General features: G+C 69.2%; 17 protein-coding genes. 1 reads left to right on the plus strand and 16 read right to left on the minus strand.

The features are described from left to right. Positions 1–455: 455 nt before the first annotated feature. Positions 456–3,632 (plus strand): penicillin acylase family protein, encoded by a 3,177-nt coding sequence (locus tag Psi02_RS33410; protein WP_203979857.1) that lies wholly within the window; start codon positions 456–458, stop codon positions 3,630–3,632. Positions 3,633–4,117: 485 nt separating this feature from the next. Here the strand turns inward: Psi02_RS33410 and Psi02_RS33415 are convergent, their stop codons facing one another. From Psi02_RS33415 to Psi02_RS33490, 16 genes are all read right to left on the minus strand, one after another. Next, positions 4,118–6,688, minus strand: a complete 2,571-nt coding sequence (locus Psi02_RS33415) for a phenylalanine--tRNA ligase subunit beta (RefSeq protein WP_203979858.1) — start codon at positions 6,686–6,688, stop codon at positions 4,118–4,120. Further along, on the minus strand, positions 6,688–7,788 hold the full coding sequence (gene pheS, locus Psi02_RS33420; RefSeq protein ID WP_203979859.1) for a phenylalanine--tRNA ligase subunit alpha: 1,101 nt from the start codon (positions 7,786–7,788) through the stop codon (positions 6,688–6,690). Before pheS ends, Psi02_RS33415 begins: the two co-directional genes overlap by 1 nt. A gap of 116 nt (positions 7,789–7,904) precedes the next feature. Next, the gene (locus tag Psi02_RS33425) at positions 7,905–8,939 is read right to left on the minus strand and encodes a sensor histidine kinase (protein ID WP_239095389.1); all 1,035 of its coding nucleotides are present in this window, start codon (positions 8,937–8,939) and stop codon (positions 7,905–7,907) included. A gap of 168 nt (positions 8,940–9,107) precedes the next feature. Then, a complete protein-coding gene (locus Psi02_RS33430; RefSeq protein WP_203979861.1) occupies positions 9,108–9,941 on the minus strand; it encodes a TrmH family RNA methyltransferase in 834 nt (277 codons plus the stop codon). Positions 9,942–10,010: 69 nt separating this feature from the next. Then, on the minus strand, positions 10,011–10,391 hold the full coding sequence (gene rplT, locus Psi02_RS33435; RefSeq protein ID WP_203957890.1) for a 50S ribosomal protein L20: 381 nt from the start codon (positions 10,389–10,391) through the stop codon (positions 10,011–10,013). Positions 10,392–10,412: 21 nt separating this feature from the next. Next, on the minus strand, positions 10,413–10,607 hold the full coding sequence (gene rpmI, locus Psi02_RS33440; protein ID WP_203979862.1) for a 50S ribosomal protein L35: 195 nt from the start codon (positions 10,605–10,607) through the stop codon (positions 10,413–10,415). A gap of 209 nt (positions 10,608–10,816) precedes the next feature. Next, positions 10,817–11,491 (minus strand): translation initiation factor IF-3, encoded by a 675-nt coding sequence (gene infC / locus Psi02_RS33445; protein WP_203979863.1) that lies wholly within the window; start codon positions 11,489–11,491, stop codon positions 10,817–10,819. 228 nt (positions 11,492–11,719) lie between these two features. Continuing rightward, positions 11,720–12,562 carry a shikimate dehydrogenase gene (locus tag Psi02_RS33450; protein ID WP_203979864.1) on the minus strand — a complete coding sequence of 281 codons (843 nt, stop codon included), beginning with the start codon at positions 12,560–12,562 and terminating at the stop codon, positions 11,720–11,722. After that, entirely contained in the window at positions 12,559–13,695 is a 1,137-nt protein-coding gene (gene mltG / locus Psi02_RS33455; RefSeq protein WP_239095379.1) for an endolytic transglycosylase MltG, read from the minus strand. The genes Psi02_RS33450 and mltG (Psi02_RS33455) overlap by 4 nt, the downstream gene beginning before the upstream one ends. A 190-nt stretch (positions 13,696–13,885) precedes the next feature. After that, the gene (gene mltG / locus Psi02_RS33460) at positions 13,886–14,920 is read right to left on the minus strand and encodes an endolytic transglycosylase MltG (RefSeq protein WP_239095380.1); all 1,035 of its coding nucleotides are present in this window, start codon (positions 14,918–14,920) and stop codon (positions 13,886–13,888) included. Continuing rightward, entirely contained in the window at positions 14,917–15,414 is a 498-nt protein-coding gene (gene ruvX / locus Psi02_RS33465; protein WP_203979866.1) for a Holliday junction resolvase RuvX, read from the minus strand. The genes mltG (Psi02_RS33460) and ruvX overlap by 4 nt, the downstream gene beginning before the upstream one ends. Before the next feature lie 28 nt (positions 15,415–15,442). Continuing rightward, the gene (gene alaS, locus Psi02_RS33470; protein WP_203979867.1) at positions 15,443–18,115 is read right to left on the minus strand and encodes an alanine--tRNA ligase; all 2,673 of its coding nucleotides are present in this window, start codon (positions 18,113–18,115) and stop codon (positions 15,443–15,445) included. 1 nt (position 18,116) lies between these two features. Beyond that, positions 18,117–18,377 carry a hypothetical protein gene (locus tag Psi02_RS33475; protein ID WP_203979868.1) on the minus strand — a complete coding sequence of 87 codons (261 nt, stop codon included), beginning with the start codon at positions 18,375–18,377 and terminating at the stop codon, positions 18,117–18,119. Further along, on the minus strand, positions 18,374–18,829 hold the full coding sequence (locus Psi02_RS33480) for a DUF948 domain-containing protein (RefSeq protein WP_203979869.1): 456 nt from the start codon (positions 18,827–18,829) through the stop codon (positions 18,374–18,376). The genes Psi02_RS33475 and Psi02_RS33480 overlap by 4 nt, the downstream gene beginning before the upstream one ends. Before the next feature lie 94 nt (positions 18,830–18,923). Next, positions 18,924–20,249, minus strand: a complete 1,326-nt coding sequence (locus Psi02_RS33485) for a replication-associated recombination protein A (RefSeq protein ID WP_239095381.1) — start codon at positions 20,247–20,249, stop codon at positions 18,924–18,926. 16 nt (positions 20,250–20,265) lie between these two features. After that, positions 20,266–20,742, minus strand: a complete 477-nt coding sequence (locus Psi02_RS33490; protein WP_203979870.1) for a DUF2231 domain-containing protein — start codon at positions 20,740–20,742, stop codon at positions 20,266–20,268. Positions 20,743–20,990: the final 248 nt, after the last annotated feature.

The following is a 20,990-nucleotide window of genomic DNA, read 5'->3' on the forward strand; positions in this document are numbered from 1 at the left end:
GCACCGGCGACGTCCGAGGCCGCGGGTACCCAGCCCCCGATCCCTTCGCCGCCCCATTGTTTCGGACACGGCTCAGCGGACGGCGCCGCTGCGGCGGAGGCGCCGGGTGATTCCACCGCGGAAGGCGGGACCGCACGCGAGGGCGGTTCCACCGTCCCGCACGAAGTCAGGACAAACGCGACGCCGAGGAGCACGAAAAGCCTCATGCGACTAACACGACGGGCCTCCCCCGCGGGGTTCAGCCGTACCGGACCTGTGTCCGAACGGAAAGGTCTCCGTGACAGAACGATCTCACCGCAGTGATCGGGATCAGTCACAGATGCCCTTCACTTCCCCATTGCCCCAACGGTTACCAACGAGTATCGTCCCGAAGTGAGCCCCACTCATGTTCGCGCGCGTGAACAGCATCGTCTGCTGTCCCTTCACCCCCCGACCTCGCGAAGGGTAGTTCCCGCATGCACGCGCGCCTTCGACGGGCGATCACGGCCGCCGCCGCGTTCGCCCTGCTCGCTCTCGGCCTCCCGGCCGTGCCCGCCTCGGCGGCACCCGCCTTCCCTCCGGACGACTACTGCCTCGGCCAGTGTGCCGACGTGCTGCCGCCCGGCCAGAACGGCAACGCCACCCTCATCGAGATCCTCGGCAACCAGGGCTTCGGCACCTTCCCCACCCACAGCACCGACCAGCTGAGCAAGTACGCCGGTCTGATCTCCGGCTACACCGGGCTGACCGACGACCAGATCACGAACTTCTTCAACGACAGCGGGTTCGGCGTGCCCGCCGGCCAGGTGGAGAGCACGATCAGCCCCCGGTCCGACGTGACGATCGTCCGTGACAAGGCGACGGGCGTCCCGCACATCACCGGCACGACCCGTTCGGGCACGATGTTCGGCGCCGGATACGCCGGAGCGCAGGACCGCCTCTGGCTGATGGACCTGATGCGCCACGTCGGCCGGGGCGAACTGACCCCCTTCGCCGGAGGTGCGATGGGCAACAGGGAGCTGGAGCAGAGCGTCTGGCGCAACTCCCCCTACACCGAGGCCGACCTCCAGGCGCAGATCGACCGGCTCAGGAACTCCGGGCCGCGCGGCGCGCAGCTCTACTCCGACGTCCAGAGCTACATCGCCGGGATCAACTCCTACATCGACTACTGCATGGCCAACCGGAACTGCCCGGGTGAGTACGTCGTCACCGGCCACATGGACGCGATCACCAACGCTGGCGGGCCCGTCGACTTCCAGATGACCGACCTGGTCGCGATCGCGGGTGTGATCGGCGGCCTCTTCGGCGGTGGCGGCGGAGCCGAGATGCAGTCGGCCCTGGTCAGGGTCGCGGCCCGGGCCAAGTACGGCACGGCCGTCGGCGACCAGGTGTGGCAGGCCTTCCGCGAGCAGAACGACCCGGAGACCGTTCTGACCCTGCATGACGGGCAGAGCTTCCCCTCGGGGAACGCCCCGGCCGGAGCGACCGGAGTCGTGCTGCCCGACGCCACGACGACCCCCGTGGACATCACCGAGAACGAGCAGGGCACGGCCACCTCCTCCACCACCGCGGCGACCAGCGCCCTCACCGGCCTGACCGTCGACAACAGCAAGCCGAGCATGTCGAACGCCATCGTCGTCTCGGCGGACAAGTCCGCGACCGGCCACCCGATCGCCGTGTTCGGCCCGCAGACCGGCTACTTCGCACCGCAACTGCTCATGCTGGAGGAACTGTCCGGCCCGGGCATCCGGGCACGCGGCGCCGCCTTCTCGGGGCTGAGCCTGTACGTCCTGCTCGGCCGCGGAACCGACTACGCCTGGAGTGCCACCTCGAGCCTGCAGGACATCACCGACACGTATTCGATCACGCTCTGCGACCCGAACGGCGGGGCGCCCACGACGTCGTCGAACTACTACCTCTACCAGGGCACCTGCACGGCCATGGAGACGTTGAAGAAGACCAACTCCTGGAAGCCGACCACGGCCGACTCCACCGCGGCCGGGTCCTACGACCTTGTGATCAAACGGACCAAGTACGGCCTGGTGAGCTGGCGCGGCACAGTGGGCGGTGTCCCCACGGCCTTCACTACGCTGCGCTCGACCTACCAGCACGAGGCCGACTCGGCGATCGGCTTCCAGATGTTCAACGACCCCGCCGAGATGGGCTCGGCGGCCGCATTCCAGAACTCCGCCTCCACGATCGGCTTCGCGTTCAACTGGTTCTACGTGAATTCGGCCGACACCGCGTACTTCATGTCCGGAAGCGACCCGGTGAGGTCGGCCGTGTCCGACCCCAACCTGCCGATGACGGCCGACGCCGCGCATGAGTGGGCCGGATACGATCCTTCGACGAACACCGCCGACTACGCGGCTCCGAGCACTCATCCTCAGGCGGTCAACCAGGACTACTTCGTCAGCTGGAACAACAAGCAGGCCAAGGACTACGGCTCGGCGGACGGCAACTTCAGCTTCGGGCCCGTCCACCGCGCGGACCTGCTCGACGCTCCGGTCAAGGCCGCCCTCGCCTCGGGAACCCTCGACCGCAGCGGCACCGTGAAGATCATGGCGTCCGCCGCGACGACCGACCTGCGCGGCACGAAGGTTCTGCCCAACCTGCTCCGGGTGCTCAAAAGCTCGGCCGTGACCGACCCGGCCCTCGCGTCGGCGGTGTCGAAGCTGTCGTCGTGGGCGTCGTCCGGGGCCAAGCGGGTCGAGACCTCCCCCGGCAGCAAGACGTACGCGAACGCCGACGCCATCCGCATCTTCGACGCGTGGTGGCCGAAGCTCGTTCGGGCCCAGTTCAAGCCGGGCCTGGGCGACGGGCTGTACCAGTCCCTGGTCAACGCGCTGCAGATCAACGAGTCGCCCTCCGGGCAGCAGCAGGGCGACCTGTCCTCCTTCCCGACCTCCGCGAACGAGGCGCAGACCCACAAGGGCTCCTCGTTCCAGTACGGCTGGTGGGGCTACGTCGACAAGGACGTCCGCAATGTGCTCGGTGACCAGGTGGCCTCTCCCCTGCCGGCCAAGTTCTGCGGTGACACCGTGGCGGCCTGCCGTACGGTCCTGCTGAACAGCCTGTCTTCGGCACTGGCCGAGCCGGCGGCCACCACCTACCCGGGCGACGCGTCGTGCGCCGCGGGCAACCAGTGGTGTGCCGACGCCATCCAGCAGTCGCCGCTGGGCGGGGTCAAGCACCCGCTGATCTCGTGGCAGAACCGGCCGACCTACCAGCAGGTGGTCTCGTTCCCCGCCCACCGTGGGGACTCGATCGGCAACCTGGCGGCGGGCGCGACGGCGAGCGCGAACGGCACCCAGAGCCCGAACACCCCGGCGAAGGCCATCGACGGCGACCCCGCCAGCCGCTGGGCGAGCGACTGGACCGACAACCAGTACATCCAGGTGGATCTCGGCTCGGCCAAGAGCGTGGGACGGGCGATCCTCCGCTGGGAGACGGCCTACGGGTCGTCGTACCGAATCGACACGTCGACCGACGGCGTCACCTGGACCCCGGCGTACTCGACGAGCAGCGGGAACGGCGGGATCGACAACGTGTCCTTCACCCCGGTCAACGCCCGATACGTCCGAATGCAAGGCGTCAAACGAGGCACTACCTACGGCTACTCCCTCTACGAACTAGAGCTCTACAGCAAGTAACCCCGCCCCCCGAACCTCCGCGTGATCATGCGCAGGTTCGGAAATCGCCCGCCCGACCAGCCCACCCATTGAGCGTGATCATGCACAGGTTCGGAAACAGCCGCCCTGAGCAGCCAGTTTCTCAACCGTGATCATGCACACTTTCGGAGAAACCCGCCGCGACCTGGCACTACACGTGTGGTGATCATGCAATCGAACGGATTCGCATGATCACCACACGCATAAGGCCTGGACATCGCACCAATCGCCGAATCCGTGCATGATCACGAAACCCATCGGGCCTGACCAGTACGCACACGAGCGAATCTGTGCATGATCACGCGCGGCATCGCCCCTGGCAGGCGCCCCTTCCCCCGAACCCGTGCATGATCACGCACAAGGTCGGGGCCGGTCAGCATGCCTGCCACCGAACTTGTGCATGATCACGCCCCAAGGGTCGCAGCCCAAGGAGTCACACCCCAAGGGGTCACGCCCCACAGAAGCGGTCAGGCTCCGCGGAGTTGGGCTCCGGTCCGCTCGGCGGCGAGGGCCACGGCGGCGTCACGAGCCGCCGTCGTCTCCTCGACCGTGAGCGTACGGTCGCCGGCCCGGAACCGCAGGCTGTAGGCCAGCGACTTGTTGCCCTCGCCCACCTGCTCCCCCGTGTAGACGTCGAACAGCCTGATCGCCTCGAGCAGATCCCCGGCCCCCTCACGCAGCGCGGCCTCCACCTTCGCGACCGGCGTGTCCGCCGGCACGATCAGCGCGACGTCCTGCGTGGCCACCGGGTAGGCGGACACGACGGGCGTCTGCACCGGGCCGGACAACGGGAGCGCGGACAACTCCAGCTCCATCGCCGCCGTACGCGGAGGCAGGCCATACGCCTCGGCGACGCGCGGGTGCAGCTCACCCGCGTGACCGACCGTCACCGGCTCGCCGGTGACGGGGTCTGCCACGGTCAGGAGCGCGCAACGCCCGGGATGCCACGGTTCGTGCTGGTCCGCCGAGATGCCGAGCTCGACTCCGGCCGCACGGGCCAGCGTGCGCGCGGCCTCAACGGCGTCCGCCCAGGACGCCTGGCGCCCCGCACCCCACCAGCCCGACCGCTCGAACTCCCCGGCGAGCACGACGGCGGCCCGGAGCGGCTGCCGCGGCAGCGCCTTCTCGATCTCCGCGAGCTCCTCGGGAGCCGGCCTGCGATCGACCGCGAGCACCGGCGCCGACGCCGGAGCGTCCGCTTCCGGCCGGTAGACCAGCCCGATCTCGAACAGCGCGACGTCGCCGAACCCGCGTCCCGCGTTCCGGACGAGCGTCTTCAGCAGGCCGGGCAGCAACGTGGTCCGCATGAACGGCTCGTCCTCGCTCAGCGGGTTGACCAGCCGGCTCACCCTCCTGCGCGCGTCACCCTCGGGCAACTGCAGGCCGTCGAGGTCACGCTCGCCGATGAACGGATACGACAACACCTCGACATATCCCGACGCGGCCAGTGCCCGCCCGGCCCGCCGGCGCAGCCGCTGCGCCTCCGTCAGCCCGGCCCCCGCGGGAGCGGCGGGCAGAACCGACGGCAGGTGCTCGTATCCCTCGAGCCTGATGACCTCTTCCGCCAGGTCGTTGGGGTCGGTCATGTCCGGACGCCACGTCGGCGGCGTCACCGTGATCAGGTCGTCTCCCTGTACGGCGAGCTTGTCGGCCAGGTCGCCGCTGGACACCACACCGGTGGCGGCGACGCCCTGCCCGCCGCGCACGCCCGCGACGGCGCCGTCGGCCACCGTGCAGCCGACCTGCTCGAGCCGCCGGATCACGGTCTCCCGTGTGTACGGCAGGCCGGCGACACGACCGGGGTGACCCGCCGGGATGGTGATCGTGAGGGGCGCCGCCTCGACCTGGGCGTGGGTGACGCCCGGCTCAGCCGTGGCACCGCCCAGCTCGACGAGGAGCTGCACGGCACGCCACGACGCGATCAGTGGAAGCTCCCTGTCGACGCCGCGCTCGAACCGCTTGGACGCCTCACTGACCAGGTTGTGCCTGCGGGACTCCCGCGCGATCCCGGTGGCCGAGAAGTGCGCGGCCTCGATCACGATGTCGCTCGACGTGCCGGAGATCTCGGTGTGCAGGCCGCCCATCGTGCCCGCCATCGAGATCGGGCCCGAGTCGTCGGTGATCAGGATGTCGTCCTCGTGGAGCTTGCGGACGACGTGGTCGAGCGTCTCCAGCGTCTCGCCCGCCAGCGCCCGCCGCACCACGATGCCTCCGGACAGCCGGGAGCGGTCGAAGGCGTGGAGCGGCTGCCCGAGCTCGAGCATGATGTAGTTCGTCACGTCGACGGCCAGTGAGACCGGCCGCATCCCCGCGCGCATCAGCCGCAGCCGCATCCAGAGCGGGCTCTCGGCCGCCGGATCGAACCCGGAGACCGAGCGCAGCACGAAGCGGTCGCAGGCCGTGGGGTCGGCGATCGACGCCGGCCACGACTCGCCCGGCACGGCGGGCGGCTCGACGACGCCCGGGTCGTGGAACGGCACGCCGAACGCGGTGGCCGCCTCACGGGCGACGCCGCGGATCGACAGCGCGTATCCCCGGTCGGGGGTGATCTCCAGCTCGAGCACGTCGTCGCGCAGGCCCAGCAGTTCGACGACGTCCGCGCCGATGGGCGTGTCCGGCGGCAGCAGGAGGATGCCCGGGGACGACTCGGCGATGCCGAGTTCGGCCTCCGAGCAGATCATCCCGTCGGACAGCCTGCCGTACGTCTTGCGGGAAGCGATCTCGAAACCGCCCGGGAGGACGGCGCCCGGCAACGCGACCGGGACCACGGCGCCCTCGGCGAAGTTGACGGCGCCGCAGACGATCTCACGCGGCGCGGCCTCCCCCACCTCCACCCGGCAGTGCCGGATCGGCTTCTTGAAGCCGTCCAGTTCCTCGATCGCGAGGACGCGTCCGACGACCACGTTCTTGATCTCGTGGCCGTGCGCGGTGATCGACTCGAGCTTCAGACCGGCGGCGGTGAGCTTGTCGGCCACCTCGTGGGCCGTGACGGCGGGGAGATCGACATACTCCCGCAGCCATGAAAGCGGGACCTTCATCAGACCTCCATCCCGAACGGCAGGGTGAACCGGACGTCGCCTTCGACCATGTCGCGCATGTCCTCGGCGCTGTGGCGGAACATCAGCGTGCGCTCGATGCCCATGCCGAACGCGAACCCGGAGTAGACGGCGGGGTCGACGCCGCAGGCGATGAGGACGCGCGGGTTGACCATCCCGCAGCCGCCCCACTCGATCCAGCCCTCCGACTTGCACGTACGGCACGGCGGGTTGCCCGGCACGGCCGACGAGCCGCGGCAGACGAAGCACAGCAGGTCCATCTCGGCCGACGGCTCGGTGAAGGGGAAGTAGTTCGGCCGGAAACGGGTGCGGATGCCCTCACCGAACATCACCTCGGCGAACCGGTCGAGGGTTCCCTTCAGATGCGCCATCGTCAGACCCTTGTCGATCGCCAGGCCCTCGACCTGGTGGAAGACCGGGGTGTGGGTGGCGTCGAGCTCGTCGGTCCTGAAGGTCTTGCCCGGCGAGACCACGTAGACGGGCAGCCGCCGCGACAGCAGCGCGCGGATCTGGACCGGCGAGGTCTGGGTGCGCAGCACCTTCCCCGACTCGGTGCTCTCCACGAAGAACGTGTCGTGGTCGGAGCGGGCGGGATGATCGGGCGCGATGTTCAGCGCGTCGAAGTTGAACCACTCGGCCTCGAGCTCGGGTCCCTCCGCCATCTCGTAGCCCATCGCGATGAACGCGTCGGCGATGCGCTCCTGCAGCGTGGTGAGCGGGTGGCGGGCGCCGCGAGGAGCGCGGTCCCAGGGCAGTGAGACGTCGACGGTCTCCTCGACGAGGACGCGCGCGTCACGCTCGGCTTCGAGCTCGGCCTGGCGGGCGGCGAGCGCCTCGCCGATGGCCTTGCGGGCCGCGCCGATCCGCTTGCCCGCCTCGGAGCGGGCCGCCGGCGGCAGGGCACCGATCTCCCGGTTGGCCAGGGCGATCGGCGAACGGTCGCCGGCGTGCGCGAGGCGCGCCGTCTTCAGATCATCGAGGTCACGCGCCGCGGCGATCGCGGCGAGGGCGTCGGCCTGCGCCCGCCCGACTTCGTCGGCGTGCAACGGCGTCACCTCGACCGGGTCATAGGTGTTCGACAAGAGAGAGCTCCGTATCCAGGGCGTGCGAGCGCCGGGCGCCCAGCATGGTCGAGTTTAGTGGGATCAGCCCACCGGGCCGTCATCCGCGCTGCGCGAGCCGCGCGGAACGGCGCAGCTCAGGCGAAGTCAGGAGCCCCGGTGGGCAAGATAAATCGGAACTCCGCACCGCCACCGGGGGCGCGCTGCACGCTGATCGTGCCGCCGTGCGCCTCGACCAGGCCCTTGACGATGAACAGGCCGAGCCCTGTGCCGCCCCTGCGGCGCCCGTTGCCCCGCCAGAACTGGCGGAAGACACGCCCGACCAGCTCGGGCGCGACGCCCTCACCCTGGTCACGGACGGACACGGCTACTCCCCACTCGACTGGCTCGACCACTACGGACACCGTACCGCGTCCGTGTCGTACGCCGTTCTCCACCAGGTTCGCCAGGATCTGGTCGATCTTGTCCTGGTCGAGCCACGTCTCAGGCAGTTCGCCGCCGACCTCAAGGCGGAACCGGTCCTCCGGCTCTCCGGCGGCCACCCGGCCCGCGATGATCCTCCGGGCCCGGGCGGGAACGTCGACGACCTGCCGGCGCACCTGCAGCCGGCCCGACTCGATCCGGGACACGTCGAGAAGCTCGGTGATCAGCCGGGTGACACGGTCGGCGTCGGCGTTGACCGTCTCCAGCATGACCAGTTTCTGGGCGTCGGTGAATCGCTCCCACTTGGCGAGGAGCGTCGCGGTGAATCCCTTCACGCTGGTCAGGGGGGACCTGAGCTCATGGGCGACGGTGGAGACGAGGTCGGCCCTGCTCCGCTCGACCCGGGCGCGGGCCGATGCGTCCCTGATCGTGATCACTACTCGGACGACGGGGCCGCCCCGCTCGGGCGTACGGACGAACCGGGCGGCCACGAGTAACTCCTGGCGGCCGGGGAGGCTGAGCGGGCGTTCCGGCGCGCGACTGCGGGTCCGCAGGCCGCCGCGCGGGTCGAGCCACTTCCACCAGTCACGGCCTTCGAGATCGCGGAAGGGCAGGACGTCGGTGATGTGCCTGCCGACCGCGGTCTGCCGGCCGACGCCGGTCAGCCGCTCGGCGGCCCGGTTGACGACGAGGATCCGGCCCTCGTGGTCGGCCGCGACGAGCCCGTCGGGAAGCTCGTCGACGCAGATGTACGCACTCCCATCGGAGACCCCGTGAAGGGAACCGCTGGGGGTGTCGCCACGTCGCACGAGACCGCCTCCTCAGCCCTCGGGAGCCCCGCGGAACGGAACCACGCCGCCTGACTCAGCGCGACTCCACCGCCGACAATAGCGGGTTTCCGGGGGCCGACAGCAGCCTCAGCGGGGCGAGGTGGTGGGATCTTCCACAGAATGTAAATTCTGCCGTTGCACGCGTGCGGAAGAGTACAAGCACACGGCTGCGGCGGTGGCGAGGTTGAGGCTTTCCGCCCGTCCGTAGATCGGCACCCGGACGACCTCGTCGGCCAGTGCGAGAAGCTCGGGCGGCAGTCCCCACGCCTCGTTGCCGAACAGCCAGGCGGTGGGGCGGGCCAGGTCGACCTCGTCGAGGGTCCGCGTGCCGGCCCCGTCCGCGGCGAGGACCCGCAGCCCCGCGTCCTTCGCCTGCCGTACGGCTTCCGCGACGGGCGCCCCGGTCGCCACCGGAAGGTGGAAGAGGCTGCCCGCGCTCGCCCGGACGCACTTGCCGTTGTAGGGGTCGACCGACGCGTCGGTGAACACGACCGCGTCGGCGCCCGCCGCGTCGGCGGTACGGAGGACCGTGCCGGCGTTTCCCGGGTCGCGCACATGGGCCAGCAGGGCCACCAGCCGGGCTCCGGCCGGTACGGCTTCGCCGAGAGGGACGTGGACGAACCGGCAGACGGCCAGGATGCCCTGCGGCGTGATGGTCTGGGTCAGATCGGCCATCACCTCACCACTGGCGCGGTGGACCGGCACGCCCGCGGCCGTGGCCGCGGCGATGATGTCGGGGTGGCGCGCCTCGGCGTCGGCCGTGGCGAACAACTCGACGGTGACGTCCTCGATCGTGAGGGCTTCGCGGACCGCTTGAGGCCCTTCTGCCAGGAATGCCCTGTCCCGGTCGCGGAAGGCCCGCTTGGTCAGCCGCCGCGCGGCCTTGACCCGCGGCGACCTGATGTTGGTGAGCTCCGCCATGCCTGACTCGATCCCCCTCGACGTGAGTGAGGGCCCGCCGGATCACGGCGGGCCCTCACTTGAGCAGTACTACGCGACCGGCGCGTTCACATCGGCCGGGAGCGCCTTCTTGGCGGACTCGACCAGCGTGGCGAAGGTCGGGGCGTCGTTCACCGCGAGATCGGCGAGGATCTTGCGGTCCACCTCGATGCCCGCGAGCCGCAGGCCCTGGATGAACCGGTTGTAGGTCATGCCGTTCGCCCGGACCGCGGCGTTGATGCGCTGGATCCACAGGCGGCGGAAGTTGCCCTTCCTGTCCTTGCGGTCCCGGTACGCATAGGTCATGGAGTGGAGCATCTGCTCCTTGGCCTTGCGGTACAGCCGCGACCGCTGACCCCGGTAACCGCTCGCCCGCTCGAGGACGACCCTGCGCTTCTTCTTGGCGTTGAGCGCCCGCTTCACGCGTGCCATTTGACTATCTCCCCGGGGTCGTTACTTAGCGAGCAGCTTCTTGATCTTCTTCGTGTCGGCGTCGGACATGACGACGACACCCTCGAGACGGCGCGTACGAGTGGACGGCTTGTACTCGAACAGGTGCTGCCGGTTGGCACGGCGGCGAACGACCTTGCCGGTACCGGTGAGCCGGAACCGCTTCTTCGCACCGCTGTGCGTCTTCATCTTCGGCATGTCAGCCGTCTCTCCCTCGTTGTCCGTACCGCCGGCCCAGGGCTGGTGCCCCGGCCGACGGCATGCTCACTCCTCGAGACCGTCTCGGTCTCGGCTTCTCCGCGCTCCGTCTGATGGTTCAGAAGGGGCGCGTCACTCCGCTTGCGTGAGATCGCTCCACCCGCGTGAGGCGCGTCCCGCCCGCATGAGATCGCTCCGCTCGCGCGGGGTCACTCCACAGACGCGGATGCCTCAGCCTGCTCGGTCGCCTCGTCGGCCAGGTCCACCGGCGAGTCTCCGCGCTGTGCCCGCGCCGCGGCGCGCTCGGCCTTGGCCTCGGCCTTCTTCTTGTGGGGTCCGATCACCATGATCATGTTGCGGCCGTCCTGCTTGGGCTGCGATTCGACGAACCCGAGCTCCGTGACGTCCTCAGCGAGCCGCTGCAACAGCCGGAAACCCAGCTCGGGCCGGGACTGCTCGCGACCACGGAACATGATCGTGACCTTGACCTTGTCCCCCGCCTTGAGGAAGCGCACGACGTGACCCTTCTTGGTCTCGTAGTCGTGCGGATCGATCTTCGGCCGGAGCTTGATCTCCTTGATGATCGTGTGTGCCTGGTTGCGGCGGGCCTCGCGCGCCTTCATGGCCGACTCGTACTTGAACTTGCCGTAGTCCATGAGTTTGCAGACAGGCGGGCGGGCCGTCGCGGCGACCTCGACGAGGTCAAGATCGCTTTCCTGGGCCAGCTTCAGCGCATCTCCGATGGAAACGATGCCGACCTGCTCGCCGTTCGGGCCGACGAGGCGGACCTCCGGCACACGAATACGATCGTTGATGCGGGGCTCGGTGCTGATGGGACCTCCAAAAGGCTTCCGCTTGGTGCTCGACCGTGCAGGAAAAACCAAAAACCCCGCACGTCACGCATGCGGGGTCACTGAGCTCTCCTGCCGAAAACTCCGGTGTGATCCTTGACCCGTCTGCCTTTCGGCGGATCAGGTGGGAGGAGGACCTCCGCTTGCGCGTCCAGCTGGCATGCCGGACCGATCGATGGCTAACGCTACCACAACCACGCCGGATCACCGAACCATTCCCCGGCGAGACCGGCCTGACCGCGTTGGACGGATCCTCCGGAATCAGGCCGAGCGCCGGGCGATCTCCGCCTCGCCGGCGGCGCGCATGGCCTCGACGGGCACCTCACCGTGGCCGGTCATGAGCTCGACCTGCCTGGCCGCCTGATGGAGCAACATCGAAAAGCCGCTCACGACGGTGCCCCCACGTTCCTGTACGGCTCTCGCCAGCACGGTGGGCCAGGGCGAGTAGACCACGTCGAGCAGGGCGCCCTTCTCGGGCAGGCCCCTCGCGATCTCGTCGGCGACACCGTCCGCGGCGCCGGAGGGCAGCGTGGAGACGATCAGATCCGCGTCCACGGAGGATCTGCCGAACGTGTCGAAGGTCCGCACGGCCACCGCGACGCCGAGGCGCTCCGCGACCTCCAGGGTCTCCGCCGCGCGGGCGGCCTCCCTGACGACGAGGGTCGTCTCGGACAGGCCCATCTCCCGGACGGCCGCGACGGCGGAGGCGGCCGTGGCGCCGCCCCCGAGGATCGTGACGGCCGAGGGGGCCGACACCCCCGTCTCCGCCAGCGCCTGGACGATCCCGTAGACGTCGGTGTTCTCCCCGTGGCGCACACCGTCCCGGAAGACCACGGTGTTCGCGGACCCCACCTGGACCGCCAGCTCGGAGACCGTCTCCAGGAGCGGGAGCACGGCGCGCTTGAGCGGCATCGTCAGCGACAGGCCGGCCCATTCCGAGCCCATCGTCTCCACCAGCGCGGGCAGCCCCTCCTCCGTGCACTCGAACGAGTCGTACCTCCAGTCCCGCAGGCCCAGCGCGGCGTACGCCGTACGGTGCAGGATCGGGGACAACGAGTGCCCGATCGGAGAGCCGAGAACCGCGGCCCGGTGTCCGACGGTCATCCGTAGTTCCGGTTGAACTCGTCGCGGAGTTTCCAGAACTCCGACTCCTTGTCGGTGAACTTGGTGATCCCCTTCTTGGGATCGGTGGTCACGAACCAGAGCCAGGCGCCGTCCGCCGGGTGGAGCGCGGCCTCGATCGCGTGGTCACCGGGGTTGGAGATCGGCCCCGGCGGCAGTCCCTGATACCGGTAGGTGTTGTACCGGGACTTGCTCTGGGTCTCGGCCTGCGTCGCGGCGATGCCGTACTTGTTGAGGCCGTACATGGTCGTGCTGTCCATCTGGAGCAGCATGGGCGGGTTGCGCTGGAGCCGGTTGTAGATGACCCGGGCCACCTTCGGCATGTCGTCCACGCTGCCCGACTCGGCCTGCACGATGCTCGCGACGATCATGACGTCGCGCGGGCTGTAACCGATCGCCTCGGACTGCTTCTCCAGGTCGACCTTGTTGGCCGTCTGGGTGAACCTGTCGACCATCGCGGTGAGGATGTCCGCCGCGCTCATCTTGTCGTTGAACTCGTAGGTGGCCGGGAACGCGAAGCCCTCGAGTTGCTTGTTGGCGTACTTGGGCAGGCCGATGTCGCCCTTGGCCGCCTTCTTGAAGTCGTTGACGGACTTGCCCGTCGCCTTGGCGAGCTGCTCGTAGATCTTGCTGAGCCGCAGGCCCTCCTGGAAGGTCAGGTCGTCGCGGATGCGGTTCTTCGGATCGAGCAGTTCGACGGCAGAGGCCGCGGACATCCCCTTGCGCAACTTGTACTGGCCGGGCTGCAGCGAATTGCCCTTGCCCGCCGCGGTGATCGCGTTGACGAACGCGCGCGCGCTGGCCACGACGCCCTGCTTCTCCAGGTTCACGGCGACGTCGGAGGCGTTGGCTCCCTCATCGATCTGAACGACGACCTCACCGGTGCCGGGTCCGGAGAAATCCTTCACGGTGACCACGTCTCGGACCCAGGTGTAGCCGAAATACCCCACGCCGGCAAGGATCAGAAGGATCACCAGGACGGCGAACACACTGGCGGCCGCGCCCTTGCGGCGCTGCCTCTTCCTCCGCTTGCGACTGCGGCGCTGCTGACTGCGGCTGCCACGGGACCGGCGCCCGGGACGCTCCTCGTCCTCGTCGCCTAGCAGGAAGTCCATGCCCAGATCGTTCATAGTTGCGTCGGCCAATCTCTCGGTACGACCGGCTCCGCGTCAAGCGAGTGTGCCAAACCGAGGGGGGTTCCGGCAGGTGGGGTGGGTCGTCGCTCGTCCCGTGTCGTGCTCGACGTTACACGGGGCAAGGACACCCGATATGTGAAACCTCAGGAGGACGGCTCACCTCGATCGGCTAGTTCGTCCCCAGGTTCTTGTTCAGCTCCTCCCGATATTTCACGAACTCCGCCTCTTTGTCAGTGAATTTGGTGATTCTACGGCCTGGATCGGTGGTCACAAACCAGTACCAATCACCTGAAGTGGGATGAAGCACCGCTCGGAGCGCCTTCTCTCCGGGGTTGCCGATCGGTCCCGGCGGGAGTCCCCCGTGCGCGTAGGTGTTGTACGGGGACGCGGTCTTGGTGTCCTGCTCCGACACCTTGAGAGTGTGCCTGCGCAGGGCGTAGTTGACCGTGCTGTCCATCTCGAGCTTCCCGCCGCGGAGGAGTCGGTTGAACATCACTCTAGCGATCTTCGGATAATCCGCGTCCTGGCCGCCTTCGGCCTGGACGATGCTCGCCATCGTGACGGCCTCCAACGGTGTCAGACGCTGCTCGGCCGCCAGCCTTTCCAGGTCGACGTGCTGTGACGCCGCGCGGAACCGGACGACCATGTTCCGGAGCACGTCCCCTGCAGTGGCCGTCGGCTCGATCTCGTAGGTGGCCGGGAACAGGAACCCCTCGACCTGTCCCTTGGCGTACGCCGGCAGGCGCAGCCCGTCGGGTTCCGCGACCGCCTTCTTGAAGTCGGCCAGCGGGATGCCGGACCCGTTGGCGAGGGTGACGAGCACGTCGGCCAGGCGCATGCCCTCCGGCACGGTGACCCTCTTGATCACGCGGGACGCGGGCGTGAGCAGCAGATCGAGGGCCGAGGAGGCCGCCATGCGCCGCTTCAGCCGGTACTGGCCGGGATGCAGGCTCGACTCCTTCGAGCGCTGCACCACCTCGTCGACGAACGACTGGGCGCTGGCGACGACCCCCGCGTGCTTGAGCGTCTCCGCGATCTCGCCGGCGCTCGCGCCTGGAGTGATCTCCACCATGACCGTCCCGGTCCCGGCGCCCTCGAAGTCCTCGGCGCCCGGCGCCGTCCGCACGATGGAATGGACACCGAACGCGATGGCGGCCGCGACCAGGGCGGCGCCACCGATCACGACGCCCGTCGCCCGCCTCACCTGGCGGTCCCGCCACTCGCTTCCTCGCCGGGCTGTTCGCCTGGCGGCTCGAGGGGTCGTCCCGGTGGCCTGCCTGTCGCGCGTTCGAAGTCGAGTGCCGCCTGCAGGAGCACGACGGCCGCGGCCTGGTCGATGACGTCGCGCTGGTTCTTCGCCTTCACGCCGCTCGACCGCAGGCCCTGCTGCGCCGTCACGGTCGTCAGCCGCTCGTCGTAGAGCCGGATCGGCGTCGGCGCGAGCCTCACGGCGAGTTCCGCCGCGAACTCCCGCGCGGCCGAGGCGGCGTGGCTCTCCCGCCCCGACAACGATGTCGGAAGCCCGACGACGATCTCGACCACCTCGTGCTCGGCGGCGATCGAGGCGATCCTGCCGAGGTCGCCCCGGCCTCGCCGTACGGTCTCGACGGGCGTGGCCAGCAGACCCGATGGGTCACTGCGGGCCACGCCGATCCTGACCGAGCCGACGTCGACGCCGAGCCTGACGCCGCGCCTCATGAGCAGGTCTCCACGAGAACGGAACCCGTCAGGAGACAGAAGAGGAGATGGTCTCCTCGACCGCCCGCAAAGCGTCGTCGATCGCCTCAGGACGCGATCCTCCGCCCTGCGCCACATCGTCCTTGCCGCCACCGCCACCCCCAAGCGTCTTGGCGGCGACGCCGACGAGACGACCGGCCTTCAGTCCTCGCTCGCGTCCCGCCTCGTTCACCACGGCGACGACGACCGGGCGGTCTGAGGGCACCCCGGCAACGACGACGACCGCAGCGCGGTCGCTCGGGAACCGGCCGCGCACATCAAGGGCGAGCTTACGCAGATCATCGGCGGAGGTGCCATCAGGCGCGCGGTGGGTCACGACGGACACTCCGCCGAAGTCGCGGGCCTGTGCCGCCAGATCGCCCGCGATGGCGAGGACCTGGGCGGACCTGACGCGCTCCAACTCCTTCTCCGCGGTGCGCAGCCGGGTGACGATGCCCTCGATGCGCTCGGGCAGCTCTTCCCGCCGGGCCTTGAGCTGCTCGCTCAGCTGGCTGACCAGCACGCTCTCCCTGGCGAGGAACCGGAACGCGTCGATGCCGACGAGCGCCTCGACCCGGCGCACGCCCGCGCCGATCGACGCCTCCCCCAGCACCTTGATCAGACCGAGCTGGCCCGAGCTCGCGACGTGCGTGCCGCCGCACAGCTCACGGGAGTAGTCGCCGACCTCGACGACGCGGACCTCGTTGCCGTACTTCTCGCCGAACAGCGCGAGCGCCCCCATGGCACGCGCCTCCGCCTGCGAGGTGTAGTACGCGTTGACCTTGAGGTCGTTGATCAGAACGGCGTTGACCTCGTCCTCGACGTCGCGCAGCGCGGTCGGCGAGACCGCTCCGGCCGCGGTGAAGTCGAACCGGAAGCGTCCCGGGGAGTTCTCCGAGCCCGCCTGCGCCGCGGACTCGCCGAGAGCGTTGCGGAAGCCGCGGTGCACCAGGTGCGTCGCGGTGTGGCTGCGGGAGATCGCGCGGCGCCGCTCGATGTCGATCTCGGCGTGCGCCTGGTCCCCGACGCGGATCTCGCCGTGCCTGACCTTGCCGCGGTGGACGATGAGCCCGGCGACCGGCGTCTGGACGTCGACGATCTCGACCTCCGCGCCGTCCGTGCGGATGATGCCCTGGTCGGAGAGCTGGCCGCCGCCCTCGGCGTAGAACGGGGTGCGGTCGAGGACGACCTCGACCGTGGATCCCGCCCCGACCGCCGGGACGTTGGCGCCCTCGACGAGCAGGCCGACGATCTTCGCCTCCGCCGTCGTGTGGTCGTACGCCAGGAAGTCGACCTTGCCGGACTTCTCCAGGATGTCACCGAACACCGAGATATCCGCGTTGCCGGTCTTCTTGGCCGCCGCGTCCGCCTTGGCGCGGTCCCGCTGCTCCTTCATGAGCCGGCGGAAGCCGTCCTCGTCGACCTGGAGACCCTGCTCGGACGCCATCTCCAGCGTGAGGTCGATCGGGAAGCCGTAGGTGTCGTGCAGCTGGAACGCCTGCGCGCCGCTGAGCGCGGAGGTGCCCTTGCGCTTGCTCTCCTCGACCGCGACGTCGAAGATCGCCGTACCGGTGCGGAGGGTGCCGAGGAACGACGTCTCCTCCGCGTCGATCACCGCGTGGATGTTCGGCGCGTCCGCCACCAGGTCCGGGTACTGCTGGCCCATCACGGCGATGGTCACGTCGGTCAGCTCGTGCATGTACCGCTCCTCGCCCGCGCCGAGCAGGCGGAGGTTGCGGATCGCGCGGCGGAGCATGCGGCGCAGCACGTAGCCGCGGCCCTCGTTGGACGGCAGCACGCCGTCGCCGACCAGCATCACGCCCGCGCGCATGTGGTCGGCGACCACCCGGAGCGAGACGTCGGCGCGGTGGTTGCGGCCATAGCGCGTCTTGGTCAGCTCGGCCGCCGTGCTGAGGATCTTGAAGGTGGTGTCGATCTCGTAGATGTTGTCGACGCCCTGCAGGATCGCCGCCATGCGCTCCAGGCCCATGCCGGTGTCGACGCTCTTGGCGGGCAGCTCGCCGACGATGTCGAAGTCTTCCTTGCCGCGGACCGCGCCGAGCTGGAACTGCATGAAGACGTTGTTCCAGACCTCGAGATACCGGGTCTCGTCGGCGACCGGGCCGCCCTCCCTGCCGTAGTCGGGACCGCGGTCGAAGTAGATCTCGGAGCACGGACCGCCGGGGCCGGGCACGCCCATGTGCCAGTAGTTGTCCGCGAGACCGCGGCGCTGGATGCGCTCCAGCGGGAGACCGGCCTTCTTGTGCCAGATGTCCAGCGCCTCGTCGTCATCGAGGTAGACGGTCGCCCACAGCCGGTCTTCCGGGAAGCCGAAGCCGCCCTCGGACTCGGGCTTGGTCAGCAGCTCCCACGCGAACGGGATCGCGTCTTCCTTGAAGTAGTCCCCGAACGAGAAGTTGCCCAGCATCTGGAAGAAGCTCGCGTGCCGGGTGGTCTTGCCGACCTCGTCGATGTCGTTCGTACGGATGACCTTCTGGGCGCTGGTCGCACGCGGATACGGCGGCTTGCGCTGGCCGAGGAAGTAGGGCTTGAACGGGACCATGCCCGCGTTCACGAGAAGCAGCGTCGGATCTTCGGCGACCAGGCTGGCCGAGGGAACGACGGTGTGTCCGCGCTCCTCGAAGAAGCGCAGGAAGCGGCGTACGATCTCTGCCGACTCCATTTCAGCGGCCATCCTTTACGTCGTCGTATCTGGTGGGTCTTGTTTCAACACTGTCGAGCCGGAAGGCGGCCCGCAACTCGGTTTCCCTGCTCGCCGCCAGGTGGCGCACGTCGCCGGCGAACTCACCGAGCCGTCCGGCGTAGCCCGCCATCCGGCCGGCCGTGCGCCTGGCCACATGGTCGGGCCGCAGTGCCTGAAGCTTACGCATAGTCCAGACCGCGAGATACGCGCCCAGGGCCATGTAGAAGAGCCGCCGGATCATCCGCCCCGCCTCCCGGACAGGCCGCGCGCACCGGATTCACCCCGTGCCGCCTGACCGTCGAGGGCGCGGCGCGGGCCCGGGACGTGCTCGCCCGTCACCCGGCCGCCGCGTCTGGCCAGCGCGGCCCGGATTCCGTGGCCCAGGGCCGAGATCTTGATCACAGGTCCGGCGAGCAGCGTGGACGCGACCCCGGTGATCTTCACCATGTTGCCGCTGACGTCCTTGACGTTGTCGGTGATGGCCTCGACCGCGATGAGCTGGCGGTTGGTCTCGGCGACCGTGCGGCTCACGTCCTCGAGGAGCGGCACCACGCGGTCGCTCAGCTCCGACACCATCTTGGTCGTCTCGACCAGCAGCCGGGCCAGCTTGACCAGCACTACGGCCATGAAGCAGACCAGAATCGCCCAGAAGGTGGCGACGATCAGGCCCGCGAGCTCTCCCGCGGTAAGCATTGCCGATCTCCCTAGATCACCGGAGCTGGAATGGCAAGACCCTATCGCGAACGCCCTGCCCGTCGGCGCGCACCACACGCCTGCCCGGCCGGGCTCACGCGCCCGTCGGGTCGCCCTCGCCCCGGAGGAAACCGCGGATCTTCGACCATCTCTCGCCGAAACGGGCCTCGGCCCCGTGGCTCGTCGGCTCGTAGTAGCGGCGGTCCCTGAGCTCCTGCGGCACGTAGTCCTGCCTGACCAGGCCGTGCTCGAAGTCGTGCGGATACTGGTATCCCTTGCCGTGGCCGAGCTTCGCGGCGCCCGGATAGTGGGCGTCGCGCAGGTGGCCGGGGACCTGTCCGATCAGGCCGCGCCGTACGTCGTCGGAGGCGGCGCCGATGGCCTTGACGACGGCGTTGGACTTGGGCGCCAGAGCGCAGTGGATCACCGCCTGGGTCAGGTTGATGCGCCCTTCGGGCAGACCGATGAACTCCACCGCCTGGGCGGCCGCCACCGCGACCTGGAGGCAACTGGGGTCGGCCATGCCCACGTCCTCCGACGCGAAGATCACGATCCGGCGGGCGATGAAGCGGGGGTCCTCCCCCGCCTCGACCATCCGGGCCAGATAGTGCACGGCCGCGTCGGCGTCCGAGCCGCGCATGCTCTTGATGAAGGCGCTGATCACGTCGTAGTGCTGGTCGCCCTGGCGGTCGTAGCGGACGGCGGCCTTGTCGGCCGCCTTCTCCACCACCTCGACCGTGACGTCGTCCGCGAGCAGCGCGGCGGCCTCCAGGTAGGTCAGCGACCGGCGGGCGTCGCCCCCTGCCAGCCGTACGAGCTGGTCGAGGGCGTCGGCCCGCAGGGTGACACGGCCGCCGAGGCCGCGCGGGTCGGTGACGGCACGCTCCAGGACGGCCCGGATGTCGTCCTCCGACAACGGCTCGAGGGTCAGCAGCAACGACCGGGACAGCAGCGGGGAGATGACCGAGAAGAAGGGATTCTCCGTGGTCGCCCCGATGAACGTGACCCAGCGGTTCTCCACGGCCGGGAGCAACGCGTCCTGCTGCGCCTTGTTGAACCGGTGCACCTCGTCGACGAACAGCACGGTCTGGCGGCCCGTCATGCCCAGATCCCGGCGGGCCTGGTCGATGGCCGCGCGGACGTCCTTGACGCCGGCCGACACGGCGGACACCTCGACGAACCGCCGCTTGGTGGCGTTGGAGACGACGTAGGCGAGCGTGGTCTTGCCCGTTCCCGGCGGCCCCCACAGGAACAGCGACATCGGGGCCTCGCTCTCGACCAGGCGCCGCAGCGGCGTGCCCGATCCGAGGAGATGCCGCTGGCCGATCACCTCGTCGAGACCTCGTGGCCGCATGCGGACGGCCAGCGGCTCCTGGCTCTTGTGGGCCTCCTCGGCCGCCGAATCGAACAGACTGTCCACAACCCAGAGGGTACCGTCAGTAGGCCCAGACGGCCCTCGCGCCGCTGTCGCCGGCCCGGAATACGTAGTAGGCCACGACGAGCGCCAGGACGACCGTCACGACGGACAGCACGAGGCTGACGGCCCGGGCCGAGCCGGCGGGCGCCGTCCCCGGCTCGCGGTGGGGACGCGTCAGGTAGACGAGCACCAGCGCCACGACGCCCAGCCCGAGGGTGGTGTAGAGCAGGGGGTTGGCGAAGCTCGAATGCTCCACGACGGGCGGGGGGATCTGCCCCTTGAACAGGCGCGCCTCGAGCGCCTCACCGCTCTCCTTGGCGGCGAAGACGGCGGCGGGAGCGGCGATCGCGGCCACGACGAGTGCCCAGTCGAGCCGGCGGCGGAACGCGGGGAGGACTACGTAGGCGATGCTCAGCAGCACGAGCAGGGGGGTGAAGACCACCGCCGCGTGGATGATCAGAGGGTGGGCGGGGAGATCGAGGATCTGGTCGAACATGTGCATCGCTCCTGAGCTGGATCCAGGCGTGGTTTCACTCTCGCTGCACTCTCATACGGATTCCAGCGGCAAGAGGTTCTCCCAAACCCCAAGTCATCCAGAAATTTCCCCCCACCCCTGGGCGTGATCATGCACGGGTTCGGAGAATGCGGCCTCTAGCTGCCCAAACACGGATCGTGATCATGCACGGGTTCGTGAATATGGCCGCCGACCAGCCAACTCCTCGGCCGTGATCATGCACACATTCG

It is taken from the genome of Planotetraspora silvatica (assembly GCF_016863315.1).
Classification (GTDB): Bacteria; Actinomycetota; Actinomycetes; order Streptosporangiales; family Streptosporangiaceae; genus Planotetraspora; species Planotetraspora silvatica.

Coding starts and splice junctions, on each gene's coding strand:
- Psi02_RS33410 (WP_203979857.1), top strand. CDS start 456: ATGCACGCGCGCCTTCGACGGGCGATCACGGCCGCCGCCGCGTTCGCC.
- Psi02_RS33415 (WP_203979858.1), bottom strand. CDS start 6,688: ATGAAGGTCCCGCTTTCATGGCTGCGGGAGTATGTCGATCTCCCCGCC.
- Psi02_RS33430 (WP_203979861.1), bottom strand. CDS start 9,941: ATGGCGGAGCTCACCAACATCAGGTCGCCGCGGGTCAAGGCCGCGCGG.
- rplT (WP_203957890.1), bottom strand. CDS start 10,391: ATGGCACGCGTGAAGCGGGCGCTCAACGCCAAGAAGAAGCGCAGGGTC.
- rpmI (WP_203979862.1), bottom strand. CDS start 10,607: ATGCCGAAGATGAAGACGCACAGCGGTGCGAAGAAGCGGTTCCGGCTC.
- Psi02_RS33450 (WP_203979864.1), bottom strand. CDS start 12,562: ATGACCGTCGGACACCGGGCCGCGGTTCTCGGCTCTCCGATCGGGCAC.
- mltG (WP_239095379.1), bottom strand. CDS start 13,695: ATGGACTTCCTGCTAGGCGACGAGGACGAGGAGCGTCCCGGGCGCCGG.
- ruvX (WP_203979866.1), bottom strand. CDS start 15,414: ATGAGGCGCGGCGTCAGGCTCGGCGTCGACGTCGGCTCGGTCAGGATC.
- alaS (WP_203979867.1), bottom strand. CDS start 18,115: ATGGAGTCGGCAGAGATCGTACGCCGCTTCCTGCGCTTCTTCGAGGAG.
- Psi02_RS33475 (WP_203979868.1), bottom strand. CDS start 18,377: ATGATCCGGCGGCTCTTCTACATGGCCCTGGGCGCGTATCTCGCGGTC.
- Psi02_RS33480 (WP_203979869.1), bottom strand. CDS start 18,829: ATGCTTACCGCGGGAGAGCTCGCGGGCCTGATCGTCGCCACCTTCTGG.
- Psi02_RS33490 (WP_203979870.1), bottom strand. CDS start 20,742: ATGTTCGACCAGATCCTCGATCTCCCCGCCCACCCTCTGATCATCCAC.